The sequence below is a fragment of the Acidovorax sp. 107 genome (assembly GCF_003058055.1).
GTDB lineage: Bacteria > Pseudomonadota > Gammaproteobacteria > Burkholderiales > Burkholderiaceae_C > Acidovorax.
Genome location: NZ_QBTZ01000001.1, coordinates 2254187 through 2268531 on the forward strand (window position 1 = coordinate 2254187; position 14345 = coordinate 2268531).

Sequence of the window (14345 nt, forward strand, 5' to 3'; positions counted from 1 at the left end):
CTCCATCCACCACAATTTCATTGCGGGCGAATGGCTCGCTGGCGCGGACGCCGCCGCCAACATCAACCCATCCGACACCCGCGATGTCGTGGGTCAGTACGCGCGCGCCAGCCAAGCGCAGGCGCGCACGGCCGTGGCCGCTGCAGCGGCGGCGCAACCGCGCTGGGCCGCGCAGACCCCTATGCAGAGATCGGAAGCGCTGGACCGCATCGGCAGCGAGTTGCTGGCGCGGCAAGGCGAATTGGCCGACCTGTTGGCGCGCGAGGAAGGCAAGGCCTTGGCAGACGCCGCGGGCGAAGTGCTGCGCGCCGCGCACATCTTCAAGTTCTTTGCGGGCGAAGCTCTGCGCGTGGGCGGCGAGCTTTTGGGGTCCACCCGCCCCAATATGACCGTGGAGATCACTCGCGAGCCCGTCGGCGTGGTCACCATCATCACGCCGTGGAACTTCCCGCTGGCGATTCCGGCCTGGAAAATTGCGCCCGCACTGGCTTACGGCAACGCGGTGGTGTTCAAGCCTGCGGAGCTGGTTCCAGGCTGCGCCTGGGCGCTGGCAGACATCATCTCGCGTGCGGGACTGCCCGCAGGCACCTTCAATCTGGTGATGGGGCGCGGACGAGAGCTTGGCAAGGTTCTGCTGGAAGATCCGGGCGTTCAGGCCATCACCTTCACCGGATCGGAATCGACTGGTCGCAAAGTCGCACAGAGCGCGGTGGGCCGGCCTGGTGCCATGGCCAAATTCCAGCTGGAGATGGGCGGCAAGAACCCGCTCGTGGTACTGGACGATGCGGACATCGAGCAGGCTGTGGCGTGCGCCATCAACGGCGCGTTCTACTCCACGGGGCAGCGCTGCACCGCCTCGTCCCGCTTGATCGTGACGGACGCCATCCATGATCGCTTCGTGGCGGGCATGGTCGACGCGATGAAGAACCTGGTGGTGGGAGACGCCCGCGCTCCAGGCACGGTCATTGGTCCCGTTGTGGATCAAAGCCAGCTGGAGCAAGACCTGCGCTACATTGGCCTGGGCACACAGGAAGGGGCGAACTTGGCGTTCGGCGGCAACGCCATGGAGCAATGGAACGGGCAGCCCGGCTTCTATCTGCAGCCCACGCTGTTCACCGAGACGACGCCTGCCATGACCATCAATCGCGAAGAAATCTTCGGACCGGTCGCCAGCGTCATCCGGGTGAAAGATGCCGACGAGGCGCTGAAGGTGGCGAACGACACACCGTTTGGCTTGTCCGCAGGGGTCGTGACGCAGTCCCTGAATAGCGCCGCCCGTTTCAAGCGCGAGTTGCAGGCCGGCATGGTCATGGTCAATGCGCCCACTGCCGGGGTCGACCCCCACGTGCCGTTTGGTGGCCGCAAGGGGTCCAGCCATGGCCCCCGGGAGCAAGGGCGCTACGCCGCCGAGTTCTTCACCACGGTCAAGACGGCGTACGTCAACCCCTGACCCAGCGCCTTGGTTTGCGGCAATGCCCTTTCTTGTGGGCACTGCTGCTTTTTCATTGCTGCCTCACCGAGCAGCGCATTCACTTTTTCTGCCAATCCAACATGCTGAAGATCCTCGTTCCCGTCAAGCGCGTGGTGGACTACAACGTGAAGGTCCGCGTGAAGTCGGACAACACGGGTGTGGACATCGCCAACGTGAAGATGAGCATGAACCCCTTTGACGAAATCGCCGTTGAAGAGGCCGTGCGCCTGAAAGAAAAAGGCCTGGTGACCGAAGTCATCGCAGTCTCCTGCGGCGTGGCCCAATGCCAGGAAACCCTGCGCACTGCCATGGCCATCGGCGCCGACCGCGCCATCCTGGTGGAGACCGATGCCGAACTGCAGCCCCTGGCCGTGGCCAAGCTCTTGAAGGCCCTGGTGGACAAAGAGCAGCCCGGTCTCATCATCCTGGGCAAGCAAGCCATCGACGACGACGCCAACCAGACCGGCCAGATGCTGGCGGCCCTGGCCGACCTGCCCCAGGCCACGTTCGCCAACAAGGTCGAACTGGCTGCCGACAAGGTCAGCGTGACCCGCGAAGTCGACGGCGGCCTGGAAACCCTGGCCCTGACACTGCCCGCCGTCATCACCACCGACCTGCGCCTGAACGAACCCCGCTACGTCACCTTGCCCAACATCATGAAGGCCAAGAAGAAGCAGCTGGACACCGTCAAGCCCGAAGACCTCGGCGTGGACGTGACCCCGCGCCTGAAGACCCTCAAGGTGACCGAACCCGCCAAACGCGGCGCAGGCGTCAAGGTGGCGGATGTGGCCGCCCTGGTCGAGAAACTCAAGAACGAAGCGAAGGTGATCTAAATGTCGGTACTCGTTATTGCTGAACACAACAACGCGTCCATCAAGGGCGCCACGCTGAACACCGTCACGGCCGCAGTGGCCTGCGGCGGCGAAGTGCACGTGCTGGTGGCCGGCCACAACGCCGGTGCTGCTGCACAAGCCGCCGCGCAGATTGCCGGAGTTGCCAAGGTCATCCACGCAGACGCAGCAGGCCTGGAACACGGCCTGGCCGAGAACGTGGCCGCCCAGGTGCTCGCCATCGCCTCCAACTACAGCCACATCCTGTTCCCCGCCACTGCCAGCGGCAAGAACATCGCCCCCCGCGTGGCCGCCAAGCTCGATGTCGCCCAGATCAGCGACATCACCAAGGCGGTGAGCCCAGACACCTTCGAGCGCCCCATCTACGCCGGCAACGCCATCGCCACCGTGCAAAGCCAAGATGCCGTCAAGGTCATCACCGTGCGCACCACCGGCTTTGACGCCGCAGCCGCCACCGGTGGCAGCGCAGCTGTTGAAACCGCCGCCGCCACGGCAGACGCCGGCAAGAGCAGCTTCGTGGGCAGCGAAATCGCCAAGAGCGACCGCCCCGAGCTCACGGCCGCCAAGATCATCGTCTCCGGTGGCCGGGCGCTGGGCAGCAAGGAAAAGTTCGACGAAGTCATGACCCCGCTGGCCGACAAGCTGGGTGCGGCTCTCGGTGCCAGCCGCGCGGCGGTGGACGCAGGCTACGCACCGAACGACTGGCAAGTGGGCCAGACGGGCAAGATCGTGGCACCGCAGCTGTACATCGCGGCCGGTATCTCGGGTGCCATCCAGCACTTGGCGGGCATGAAGGATTCGAAGGTGATCGTGGCGATCAACAAGGACCCTGAGGCGCCGATCTTCAGCGTGGCGGACTATGGGCTGGAAGCGGATCTGTTCACGGCTGTGCCTGAACTGGTCAAGGCCCTGTAAGGCGGCAAGCCCTGCGGCACAAGCCCTGAAGGGCATCGTTTGCGGTGCCTTTTTTTGGTGCTTGCGTCCAAGCAACGACCGCTTTGCATCCCATACCGTGATTTCGTCGATTCGAATTCACTGGCGGCTATCGCTGCATTGCAGCCTCTCGAAGTCGCTTTCAATTCACCCGCTGCATAGACACGGTCCATGACACCTTCCGATTGTTCGCCTCACGTCGGGCAAGAGCATCCTCATTCAAATCCTTGTGGGATTCATTCGGTTCCCTTGCAAGGTGTTTGTTAGAGCGCTCCTTTTTCAATAGCTACCAGCGCATATTCATCGTGCACTAGATGCCTCTCTGACCTAAATTCGTCTACAACACACTTCCTCCCATCCAAAAAAGCAGCGCCAGCCAGACACTGTGATTAAAATCAGTATCCCGCCAGCCCAACCACCCCGCCATGACGGTGCTGCACTCCCCCACTTCGGACTCCCCGCCCTCCACGCAGATCACACGCTTTCACCGCACGCGCCTGATGCAGATCTGGCGCTCGGCAGGCTGGCCGTGCAAGGATGGACTGGAGATTGACCTGCTGGCTGCGGGCCTCATCAGTCTGCACATTGCGGCCGATGGTTGCGAAACCCTGCGCCTCACCGATGAAGGCATCCGCACCCTGGCGCAGGCCCGTCAGCGCAGCGTGCGGGCGCTGAGCCTGCACGACCGGCTGGGGCAGAAGTTCGCAGCGCAGTTGCTGGCTTCGGGGCGAATCGTATGGACCGAACTGTCACTGCGCGCGGTGATCGACACCGTGCCGGTTGTGGATGGGGTGCTGCCTGCGGCCACGGGCGATACGCCCGCCAACACGGCACCGGTCATGGCACCCCTGTGGGCCGACGACGACCACACCCCCGCCGCACGCGCCGCCCACGTCTGGCGCATGGCCCGGCCCGATCTGTTCTCGGTGCGCAACACCTCGGTGCCCGCCTACCTGCAGCCCATGGTGCATGAGGTGAAGGCGAGCCGGGCCGACCTGCTGTCGGACCTGCGGCACGACGCCAAGCGGCAGGCCTACCAGTGGCTGTGCGAGGAGTGTTACTACGTCTTCCCGGCCGGCATCGCCGAGCCTGATGAGATCCCCGAGCACTTCGGCATCTGGGTGCTGCATGGCAGTGTGGAGGATGGGCGCTTTGAGCTGCTGCGCCCTGCAAGGCACAACCGCTGCACCTTGCCCTTTGCGGTGTGGATGGCGTTGTGCAAGGCCACGCCGCTGCGCAGTGAGGAAGACCCGGCCCAGGCGCATCTGGGTGAAGCTTTCGCTCCTGCCATCGACAGCCCCCACTCCGCGCCATGACCTACACCGTGGCGGTGCGCGAGCTGTGCGAGTTCACCGCCAAGCAGGGTGACCTGGACTTGCGCTTCACGCCCGCGCCCACCGCGCTGGAGGGCATCGCAGGGCATGCGGTAGCTGCATCGCGCCGAGGCGCGCGCTACCGCGCTGAAGTTTCGCTGAGTGGCAGCTACCAAAGCCTGCGTGTGCGCGGCCGGGCCGATGGCTATGACCCTGCCCAACAGCGCATCGACGAGGTCAAAACCTTCAAAGGGCGGCTGGACCGCCAGCCCGCATCACACCGCCACCTGCACTGGGCGCAGGCCAAGGTGTATGGCTGGCTGCTGTGTGAGCAAGAGCAGCTGGAGCAGATCGACGTAGCGCTGGTGTACCTGGATGTGGGCACGCAGCAGGAGACGGTGTTTACCGAGCGCTGCAGCGCTGACGACCTGCGCCAGCACTTCGAGGCACAGTGCCAGCGCTTCATTGCCTGGGCCGAACAGCAGATGGACCACCGTGCCGCTCGCGATACGGCTCTGAATGCGCTGGCGTTTCCGTTTGGCGGCTTTCGCACGGGCCAGCGCCCACTGGCCGAGGCTGTGTACAAGGCCGCAGTGGCGGGCCGCTGCCTGCTGGCCCAAGCGCCCACAGGCATTGGCAAGACCATGGGCACGCTGTTCCCGCTGCTCAAGGCCGCACCTGCGCAGCGCATCGACAAGGTGTTTTTTCTGGCCGCCAAAACCTCAGGCCGGCAGATGGCGCTGGATGCGCTGGCGCGCCTGTCTGACAGCGCACCGGCGCTGCCACTGCGCGTGCTGGAACTGGTGGCGCGCGACAAGGCGTGTGAACACCCGGACAAGGCCTGCCACGGCGAATCGTGCCCGCTGGCCCGGGGCTTCTACGACCGGCTGCCCGCCGCACGCGCAGCGGCGGTGGCCACCACCATGGAAGGGAAAAGCGTCCCCGCTTTGCTACTAGCCCGAGTGCGTGAGGTTGCCCTGCAGCACGAGGTCTGCCCTTACTACCTGAGCCAGGAGCTGGCCCGCTGGGCCGATGTGGTGGTGGGTGACTACAACTACTACTTTGACCTCGGCGGCCTGCTGCACGGCCTGGCCCAGGCCAACCAGTGGCGCACGGCGCTGCTGGTGGACGAAGCCCACAACCTGGTGGAGCGCGGCCGCAAGATGTTCACTGCCGAGTTGCACCCCGCCGCCCTGGCCCAGGCCCGCAGCAGCCCCACCGCTGCGCAGCACGCGCCCGTGAAGAAGGCGCTGGACAAGGTGCGCCGCGCCTGGGTGGCGCTGGACAAGGCGCACACCGCTCCCTACACGGTGCTCGAAGCCTTGCCGGACAAGCTGCTGGCCGCGCTGCAGCAGTGCACCACCACCCTCAACGAACATTTCACCGAGCACCCCACCGAGCCGGACGGTGCGTTGCAAACGTTCTACTTCGACGCCCTGCACCTGCAGCGCATGGCCGACCTGCTGGATGCGCATTCGATGGTGGACATCACCCAGGCCTCTGCCACCCACCACCGCACCTTCAAGCCCGGCGATTCCGTGGTCTGCATCCGCAACGTGGTGCCCGCACCCTTCCTGCAACCCCGGCTGGCCGCCGCGCACACCAGCACCTTGTTCTCGGCCACGCTGCAGCCCGCGCGCTACTACGCCGATCTGCTGGGCCTGCCCGATAACCATGCGTGGGTAGATGTGGAGTCACCCTTTGCCGCGCACCAGCTGCAGGTGCAGGTGGCGCGCCACATCTCCACACGCTACCCGCACCGCGCAGCGTCGCTGGCACCCATTGCGGCTCTGATGGCGCAGCAGTTTCGCGCGCGGCCCGGCAACTACCTGGCGTTCTTCAGCAGCTATGACTACCTGCAGCAGGCCGCCGCGCTGTTTGCGCAGCGGCACCCCGATGTGCCGCACTGGTGCCAGTCGCGTCGCATGCTGGAGGGTGAACAACGCGATTTTCTGGCCCGCTTCACCGACACCAGCCGGGGCATTGCCTTTGCGGTGCTGGGCGGCGCATTTGCCGAGGGCATCGACCTGCCGGGCAAGCGCCTCATCGGCGCATTTCTGGCCACCTTGGGCCTGCCGCAGGTCAACCCCGTCAACGAGCAGATTCGCGAGCGCATGCAGGCGCTGTTTGGCGCGGGCTACGACTACACCTACCTCTACCCCGGCCTGCAAAAGGTCGTGCAGGCCGCTGGCCGCGTGATCCGCACGCCCAGCGACGATGGCGCAGTGCATCTGATGGACGACCGGTTTGCGCAGGCGCAGGTGATTGCGTTGCTACCCGCCTGGTGGCAGGTGGAGTGAGCCACAAAAAAAGGCCGGTCACCCAGGGTGACCGGCCTTGCAAAGCCGCCAAGGCGGCACACAGAGAGTCAAGCGTTAGCTCGCCGCAGGCGCTACCACCATCTCCTTGGCCCTGCCGCGCTGGCGGAAGAACACAAAGATCTGCCACAGGACGAACGCAGCGATCAGGCTGATCAGCGTGCCGCTGATGGGGCGGTTGATGAACACCTCGAAGCTGCCGCGCGACAGCAGCATGGAGCGGCGGAAGTTCTCCTCCAGCATGGGGCCCAGGATGAAGCCCAGCATCAGCGGCGACGGGTCCATCTCCAGCCGCATGAACAGATAGCCCAGCGCACCAAACGCCACCGTGATGAACACGTCGTCGAGGTTGTTGTTGATGCTGTAAGTACCGATGCAGCAGAAGAACAGAATCGCCGGGAACAGCACGTTGTACGGAATCTTGAACACCGACAGCCAGTAGCGCACCAGGGGCACGTTCAGCACCAGCAGGAAGCAGTTGCCGATCCACATGCTGGCCACCAGACCCCAGAACAGTTCGGGGTGACCGGCGATCATGTTGGGGCCGGGCTGGATGCCCTTGATGATGAACGCGGCCATCATCAGCGCCATCACGGCGTTCTCGGGGATGCCGATGCTCATCAGCGGGATGAAGCTGGTGCGTGCAGCCGCTTCGTCCGCTGCAGCCTGGCCTGCCACGCCTTCGATGCAGCCAGTACCGATCTCGTGCTTGTACTTGCTGACCTTCTTGTCCAGCGCGTAGGCCGCAAACTGGGCAATCACGGGGCCGCCGCCGGGCAGGATGCCCAGGATGGAGCCCACCACGCTGCCACGCAGGGCACTCGGGATGATGCGCTTGAACTCGGGCCAGGTGGGCATGAGCTTGATCTTGCCGTTAAAGGGCGAGCGCTCTTCACGCGAGTCGAGGTTCTTGGCGATCTCGGCAATGCCGAAGCAGCCCAGCGCAATGCTCACAATGCCCACGCCGTCGGCCAGGAACGGAGCGTCCCAGGTGAAGCGGGCCAGGCCGCTGTTCACGTCGGTACCGATGGAGCCCAGCAGCACACCCACCATGCACATGGCCAGGCCATTGAGCAGACTGCCGGTGGTCACAAAGCTCACGCACACAAAGCCCACCAGCATCAGCGCGCAGTAGTCGGCAGGGCCGAACAAAAAGGCCACCTCGCCCAGGCTGGGCGCCAGGAACGCCAGCACCACAATGGCCACTGTGCCCCCGATGAAGCTGGAGAACCCGGCGGTGAACAGAGCCAGCCCCGTTTTCCCTTTCAACGTCATCGCATACCCGTCGATACACGCCACGATACTGCTCGCGTGCGGAATCTTCATGGTGATGGCGCTCACGCTGTCGCCGTATTGCGCACCGTAGTAGATACCGGCCAGCATGATGAGTGCGCCGGTGGTGTCGATCGAATAAGTCAGCGGCAGCAGCAGGCTGATGGTGGCCAGCGGGCCCAGGCCCGGCAGCAGGCCCACCAGAGTGCCCACGGTGCAGCCCAGGGCGCAGAACATCAGGTTCTGCAAAGTCAGCGCGTGGCTGAAGCCAAACGCAAGGTTGTTCAAGACTTCCATGGCGGAGACCTCAGTACAGCGGCAGGCTCACGCCCAGCAGCTTTTGGAATGCAAACGCGATGCCGACCAGCACCGCAGCGATCTTCAGGTTGCGCTTCCACGAGTACGACGTACCCGCAAACCCCGAACAGAACACCAGAAAAACGATGCCCGCGATCATGTTCACAAAGTGCGACAGCGCGGCAAAGCCGCACAGGCTGCCCAGGATGATGGCGATGTTGCGGACCTGAAAGTCCATGGGCACCGGCGCCACCAGGCGTGCACGCACCACGGTGATGACACCGATCACAAACAGCATGCAGCTGACGATGAATGGAAACATGCCCGGCCCTGCGCGGCCGAGCGTCCCTAGCGAATAGCCCATGGACGGCAGGCCGAAGCCCAGCGCCAGAGCCATGAGGGCAAAGCCTCTGAGTAGATTGCGGTTGATCATGAAAAGGTTGTCTCCTGATAGGCTTGACGACCCCCGCCGGCTGCGCAAATGGCGCGCAGGGCTGGGGTATGCTGACGAGCGGACTATCCCCATCGAACCTGATCGCAGGCTGATCTTGGCCATGCGTAATTTCACGTAGAACTCACATCTCCATGCGCCTCCTCCTGGTGGAAGACGACCCCGTGCTCAGCCGCACCATGGCCCAGGGCCTCGAAAACGCGGGCCACCGCGTCGAGTTGGCCCATACCGTGGAAGAGGCCCAGCACTGGTGGGCCGTACAGTCTTTCGATGCCGTGCTGCTGGACCTGAACCTGCCCCACGCCGCCCACGCGCGCAGCGGCCTGGGCAGCGGCCTCACTGCGCTGCGCAGCGCGCGCGCGCGCGGCGACCGCACCCCCGTGCTGGTGCTCAGCGCCCGCGACAGCACCGAAGAGCGCATTGCCGGGCTGGACGCCGGTGCCGACGACTACCTGGGCAAGCCCTACGAGCTCAAAGAGGTGGAAGCCCGCCTGCGCGCCCTGCTGCGGCGCGCCAGCGGCACCGCCGACATCGTCACCGTGGGCCAGCTGGTGCTGGACCGCCAGGCGCGCCGCGTCAGCGTGGCGGAGCAACCGCTGGAGCTGCCCGCACGCGAATTCGACCTGCTGTGGGAGCTGATGACCCCACCCGGCCGTGTGCTGAGCAAGGGCGACTTGTCCTCGCGCCTGTCAGATGGCGGCGAGGTGGTCGGTGAGAACGCACTGGAAGCCTCGTTCTCCCGCCTGCGACGCAAGATTGCGGGCAGTGGCGCGACCATACGCACGCTGCGCGGGCTCGGTTACGTGCTAGAGGATGACGTTGGCCAGCCCTGAACCAGACCCCGCACCGCTGCACCAGCAGCCGCCCGACCTGCGCCAACGCATAGGCCGGCGCGTGCTGCTGTCGCTGGTGCTGATCTGGGGACTGGGCAGCACGGTGGTGCTGGGGGTGGGCAACCACTTTGTGGCCGAGGCGTTTGACCGCGCCTTGCTGGACGACGCCCACGCGCTGGCGGCCCACGTGCGCGGTGGCCAGACGGGAGGCTTGGCAAGCCCCCCCTTGCGGCTAGACCTCACCCCGCGCGAGGTGGGCCTGTTGCGCTTTGACCAGAGCGAAACTGTGTGGTTTGCGGTGTATGCCACCGACGGCAGTTTCATCGCTGGCGACTCGCACCTGGCGCCGGGCGTGGTGGCGGCGGGCGGCAGCCACGCCTTTTCGCACCTCTCGCAGGACGGGCGCGAGATGCGGCGCGCCACCTTGCAGATCGCAGGGCCGCCGTCGTTCACCGTCGTCATCGCGCAGACCACGGCCGAGCGCACGCAGCTGCTGCGCCGGTTGCTGGTGTACTCGGGCCTGGCCCAGTTGTGGCTGCTGGTGGTGCTGGGATCATGGCTGCTGCGCGGCATAGAACGCGACCTGCATCCACTGGGGGCGTTGCAAGACGCCATGGACCAGCGCGACGCTGCCGACCTGCAACCCCTGCCGCCCACGCTGACGCAACAGGCCAGCACCAGCGACGTGCAACGCCTGGGCGTGGCCCTGGACGGCTTGCTGGCGCGGGTGCAGCAAAGCCTGCATGCGCAGCGTGAGTTTGCGGGCAACGTGGCGCACGAGCTGCGCACTCCGCTCGCAGGCATCCGCGCCCAGGCCGCCCACGCGCTGGCCCACAACGACCCGGCCGTCTGGCGCAGCGAAATCGAAGGCATCGCCCAAGCCGAACAGCGCGCCAGCCGCACCGTGGACCAGTTGCTGGCCCTGGCCCGCGCGGCCGAGGGCGGCATTGCGCTGACGTTGCAGCCGCTGGCCCTGCACACCCTGGTGCGCGACGTGCTGCTGCGCTACCTGCCCCGCGCCGACACTCTGGGGGTGGACCTGGGCGCCGAGGGCCTGGACCAGGCCGTGGTGGTGCGGGGCAACATCGCGCTGGTGGAAGGCATCCTGAACAATCTGCTGGACAACGCATTGCGCTACGGGCGCGGTACTACGCCACCCCGCATCACGGTGGCGCTGAGCACCGAGCCAGGCTTTGGCGTGCTGCGCGTGACCGACAACGGCCCCGGTGTGGACGCCGCGCTGGCGCAGCAGTTGCAGCAGCGCTGGGCGCAGGGCGACCAGGGCCAGCACCTGGGCCAGGGCGCGGGGCTGGGCTTGGCCATCGTGGCGCGGTATGTGCAATTGATGGAAGGGCGGCTGGAACTGGCAGCAGCCAGCGATGCAGCAGACGGCTCCGGCCTGGCGGCCAGCGTGCGGCTGCCTTTGGCACCCACAGCGCCTGCGCCGTCCAACACGGTCCACGCACCCCCATGACGAGCCCGCCCTCCCCGGCGCTGACCGAAGCAGAACAAGCCGCCTTCCTGCAGTCCATCGCCCGCGTGCGCAGCGCCGCCGGGCGGGCACTGCGGGCGGCGCAGACCAACGCCACGCAGGGCGCGGCAGCCGATGGCACAGACGCCATCACCGCTGACGAGGCGACTACCGAAGCCACCGCCCAGGCTGCCGTCGATTTCATCGCGCAACTGCACCAGGGCCTGGACGCGGTGGCCGAGCAAGCCCGCGCCACCGGCCCCCAGCTGGCGTGCCAGGCAGGCTGCGCCCACTGCTGCTACCTGCGCGTGGAAGCCACCGAGCCCGAGGTGCTGCACATTGCCCAGTACCTGCGCTCTCTGCCCGATGCGGACCAAGCCGCAACCACACGGCGCCTGCAACAGCATGGGGCTGCAGCAAGCGCGGCCAACCCCGCACAGCCCGGCCCACCCGCAGGCCCCACCCGCCAGCCCTGCAGCTTTCTCATTGATGATCGCTGCGCCATCTACACCGTGCGCCCCGCCGCCTGCCGCAAAGCGCACTCCCTGTCGGCCACGCACTGCGCAGAGCAGTCGCCCACCATCCCGCAAAACCTGCGCCTGCTGGTGGACGCCGAAGCACTGATGGCCGGCACCGCCCTCGCCTACCGCGACCAACCCTTGCCCGCCCGCGCCCACGAACTCAATGCGGCGGTGTTGGCCGCGCTGGACGGCGCCGTTGCCACGCAGCCCAGCGCCCTGCTGCGCTGGTACCGGGGTGATGACGGCGCGCTGGCCATGCGCAGCACGCCGCCGTAAAAGCCTGTGCGTCTTGATATCCATCAAGACCCACTGCGGCCACCAGCCCACAATGCAGCCTGACCGCACCGCCGAACATCCCGACGAACCACCGCCCCCCGCCTGATGACCCAGCCACACCACTGCTCCCGTGCCTCCCTCCCCTTGGCAGCCGCTGCCGCCTTGGTGGCTGGCCTGGCAGGCTGCAGCAAGCCCGAAGCCAGCAGCCCTGCCACAACGGGCTTCGACGCCATCACCGCCGCCTGCACCCAGTTCCTAGCCGGGCGACAACCCCATGTACTCCCCGGCGCGGCGGGCGACTGGACCCTGACTGGCTACAGCCCCGCCCTGGTCCAGCCCGAAGTCACACGCACCGAATCCACCGTGACGCCTTATGTGGGCAAGCTCGTCATCAAGGACAACGAGGCCCAGGCCCACGCACCGACGCAAGCCGCTGCCCAGGCCATCACCCTCACCCCCGCGCACCTGCTGTCCAACCGCACGCACACCTTCGTCTACAGCTTCGACGGCACGCATTGGCGCTGGCAGAACGGCCAGCGGCTGACGAAGATACCGGGGCAGAACGACCGGCTGGAGGCCATGACGCTGGCGGATGTGTCAGCAGCAGGGCCCAGGGGGTTTGCGGGCTGCCTGCCGCGGTGAGCCAGATCAAGATGCTCTTTTTTCGATAGCTGCCATGGCATGATTCACTAGCGCTTCAGGCTGTTTTCCATCAAATTCCGCATCAATACAGCCCAGAGCAGCCTTGTGCAGCCTAGCGTGGCACGTCAGCCCTGAGAGCCGTCGCGCAGCCAAACCATTCACACCGCTCATTCCAGATCGGCATCCAGGCGGGCGATCAAGCCCTGCGCATCCACGGTGATGTCCAGGTTGCCGATCTCGTGACCAAAATCCCCCGTGAAGTCCACCCGCACCCTCGCGCGCTGCGGCCCGAGGCGTTGCATCGACAGGAACCGGGTCACCGTCTGGTAGCCAACGAAGTACTGTTCGACATACCGGCGTATTCCGGCATGGCCATCAAAACGGTGGCCCGTGGAGGGGTCGTCGATCACGGCGTCGTGCGCAAAAAGGCCGAGCACCTGCTCCACCGCAAACGCATTCGTGGCGGCGATCAACGCATCGGCCACGCGGCGAAGGTGTTCGTGCGTGGGGTCCATCGCGCCAAGCCGCGTGCCTGCTGCACCGTCCCTGCTGGCTGGCGCGCTGTCGCTTTCTGCCAAAGGCTGACCCGGCTTGCTCATGGCAGCACGCTCACCACCACCTTGCCACAGGCACGGCCCTCAGCGACCAGGGCGTGTGCCGCTTCGGCCGTATCCAGCGTGAAGCTGGTCGGGTCGAGCAACGGCACCAGCTGCCCCGCTTCCGCAAGCGTGGTGGCCTGCTCCATGATCTCGCCATGGTGTTCGCGAAACTCCCCCGTGAGGATGGGAAGCAGCGTGAACACGCCCGAGAACGTCGCACCCCGGAACGACAGTGGCGCCAGCTTGTGGGTGCCCCAGCCCAGTGACGTCACCACATGGCCCGAGTAGCGGCGGGCCGCCAAAAACGACGCATCCAGCACCGGTCCACCCACGGTGTCGTAAACGATATCGAAACCCTTGCCGTCGGTGAACGCATTGACATAGGCCTCGACCGAGGTTGTTTCATGGTCGATGGGCGTCGCGCCCAGGGACCGGATGTAACCAGCCTGCGCCGCCTTGCCCGTGGCAAACACCTCGGCACCCCGGGCGCGGGCCAGCTGCACGGCCACATGGCCCACGCCCCCGGCGCCGCCATGCACCAACACCTTGTGCCCGCTGCGGACATTGGCACGGTCCACCAAGCCCTCCCAGGCGGTGATGAAGACCAGCGGCAAGGCCGCTGCCTGGCGCATGGTCAGCCGGCCTGGCTTGTGGGCCAACAGGCGGGCATCCACGACGGCGTACTGCGCCAGGCTGCCTTGCAGCCCGCCGATGCCGCCGGTAAAGCCATACACCGCATCCCCCACCCGGAAGCGAGAGACGCCCTGCCCCACCTCCTCCACCACGCCGGCGAGGTCCATGCCCAAAACGGCGGGCAGCGGTTGCTGGGCGTGCTCGGCGGCGCCCGCGCGGATCTTGGTGTCCAGCGGGTTCACGCCGCTGGCGTGGATGCGGACCAGCACCTGGCCCGCGGCGGGCTGCGGCCGGGGCAGCCAGGTGGGGGTCAGTGCGCCGTGGGGGGATGCGAGCACCAAGGCCTGCATGGTGGGCGTGGATGGGGTGGACATGGCGTTTTCCTTCGTGGGGTTGAACAGTGCCGCCAGTTTTCACCTTTCGCTTTTGAATGAAAAGCCACAAGATTGAAATCTTGTCATTCA

At 66.1% G+C, this 14345-nt stretch carries 13 protein-coding genes; 9 read left to right on the forward strand and 4 right to left on the reverse strand.

Annotated elements, in window-relative coordinates; all coding sequences use genetic code 11:
* Positions 1-4 precede the first annotated feature (4 nt).
* The 5 genes from C8C99_RS10585 to C8C99_RS10605 all read left to right on the forward strand — a co-directional run bounded on the left by C8C99_RS10585 (position 5) and on the right by C8C99_RS10605 (position 6868).
* Positions 5-1450, forward strand: a complete 1446-nt coding sequence (locus C8C99_RS10585; RefSeq protein WP_233247357.1) for an aldehyde dehydrogenase family protein — start codon at positions 5-7, stop codon at positions 1448-1450.
* 104 nt (positions 1451-1554) lie between these two features.
* On the forward strand, positions 1555-2304 hold the full coding sequence (locus C8C99_RS10590) for an electron transfer flavoprotein subunit beta/FixA family protein (protein ID WP_108627117.1): 750 nt from the start codon (positions 1555-1557) through the stop codon (positions 2302-2304).
* Positions 2305-3237 (forward strand): electron transfer flavoprotein subunit alpha/FixB family protein, encoded by a 933-nt coding sequence (locus tag C8C99_RS10595; RefSeq protein ID WP_108624986.1) that lies wholly within the window; start codon positions 2305-2307, stop codon positions 3235-3237.
* 443 nt (positions 3238-3680) lie between these two features.
* The gene (locus tag C8C99_RS10600; protein ID WP_108625717.1) at positions 3681-4571 is read left to right on the forward strand and encodes a hypothetical protein; all 891 of its coding nucleotides are present in this window, start codon (positions 3681-3683) and stop codon (positions 4569-4571) included.
* Positions 4568-6868 (forward strand): ATP-dependent DNA helicase, encoded by a 2301-nt coding sequence (locus C8C99_RS10605; RefSeq protein WP_108625718.1) that lies wholly within the window; start codon positions 4568-4570, stop codon positions 6866-6868. The genes C8C99_RS10600 and C8C99_RS10605 overlap by 4 nt, the downstream gene beginning before the upstream one ends.
* Before the next feature lie 75 nt (positions 6869-6943).
* On the opposite strand, the gene C8C99_RS10610 is transcribed toward C8C99_RS10605, so the two are convergent.
* Both C8C99_RS10610 and C8C99_RS10615 read right to left on the reverse strand, forming a co-directional pair.
* Positions 6944-8455, reverse strand: coding sequence for a tripartite tricarboxylate transporter permease (locus tag C8C99_RS10610; RefSeq protein WP_056638771.1), 1512 nt, complete (start codon positions 8453-8455; stop codon positions 6944-6946).
* 10 nt (positions 8456-8465) lie between these two features.
* Positions 8466-8888 (reverse strand): tripartite tricarboxylate transporter TctB family protein, encoded by a 423-nt coding sequence (locus C8C99_RS10615; RefSeq protein ID WP_056638768.1) that lies wholly within the window; start codon positions 8886-8888, stop codon positions 8466-8468.
* A gap of 152 nt (positions 8889-9040) precedes the next feature.
* On the opposite strand from C8C99_RS10615, the gene C8C99_RS10620 reads away from it, so the two are divergent.
* From C8C99_RS10620 to C8C99_RS10635, 4 genes are all read left to right on the forward strand, one after another.
* Positions 9041-9739 (forward strand): response regulator transcription factor, encoded by a 699-nt coding sequence (locus C8C99_RS10620; RefSeq protein WP_056638766.1) that lies wholly within the window; start codon positions 9041-9043, stop codon positions 9737-9739.
* A complete protein-coding gene (locus tag C8C99_RS10625; protein WP_108625719.1) occupies positions 9720-11213 on the forward strand; it encodes a sensor histidine kinase in 1494 nt (497 codons plus the stop codon). The genes C8C99_RS10620 and C8C99_RS10625 overlap by 20 nt, the downstream gene beginning before the upstream one ends.
* Positions 11210-12007: a YkgJ family cysteine cluster protein gene (locus C8C99_RS10630; protein WP_108625720.1), complete on the forward strand. Its 798-nt coding sequence runs from the start codon at positions 11210-11212 to the stop codon at positions 12005-12007. The genes C8C99_RS10625 and C8C99_RS10630 overlap by 4 nt, the downstream gene beginning before the upstream one ends.
* A 105-nt stretch (positions 12008-12112) precedes the next feature.
* On the forward strand, positions 12113-12649 hold the full coding sequence (locus tag C8C99_RS10635) for a hypothetical protein (RefSeq protein ID WP_108625721.1): 537 nt from the start codon (positions 12113-12115) through the stop codon (positions 12647-12649).
* Between the two features lie 167 nt (positions 12650-12816).
* On the opposite strand, the gene C8C99_RS10640 is transcribed toward C8C99_RS10635, so the two are convergent.
* Complete coding sequence (locus C8C99_RS10640; RefSeq protein WP_233247203.1) at positions 12817-13248, reverse strand: nuclear transport factor 2 family protein; 432 nt, start codon at positions 13246-13248, stop codon at positions 12817-12819.
* Positions 13245-14255, reverse strand: a complete 1011-nt coding sequence (locus tag C8C99_RS10645) for a zinc-dependent alcohol dehydrogenase family protein (RefSeq protein ID WP_108625722.1) — start codon at positions 14253-14255, stop codon at positions 13245-13247. Before C8C99_RS10645 ends, C8C99_RS10640 begins: the two co-directional genes overlap by 4 nt.
* Positions 14256-14345: the final 90 nt, after the last annotated feature.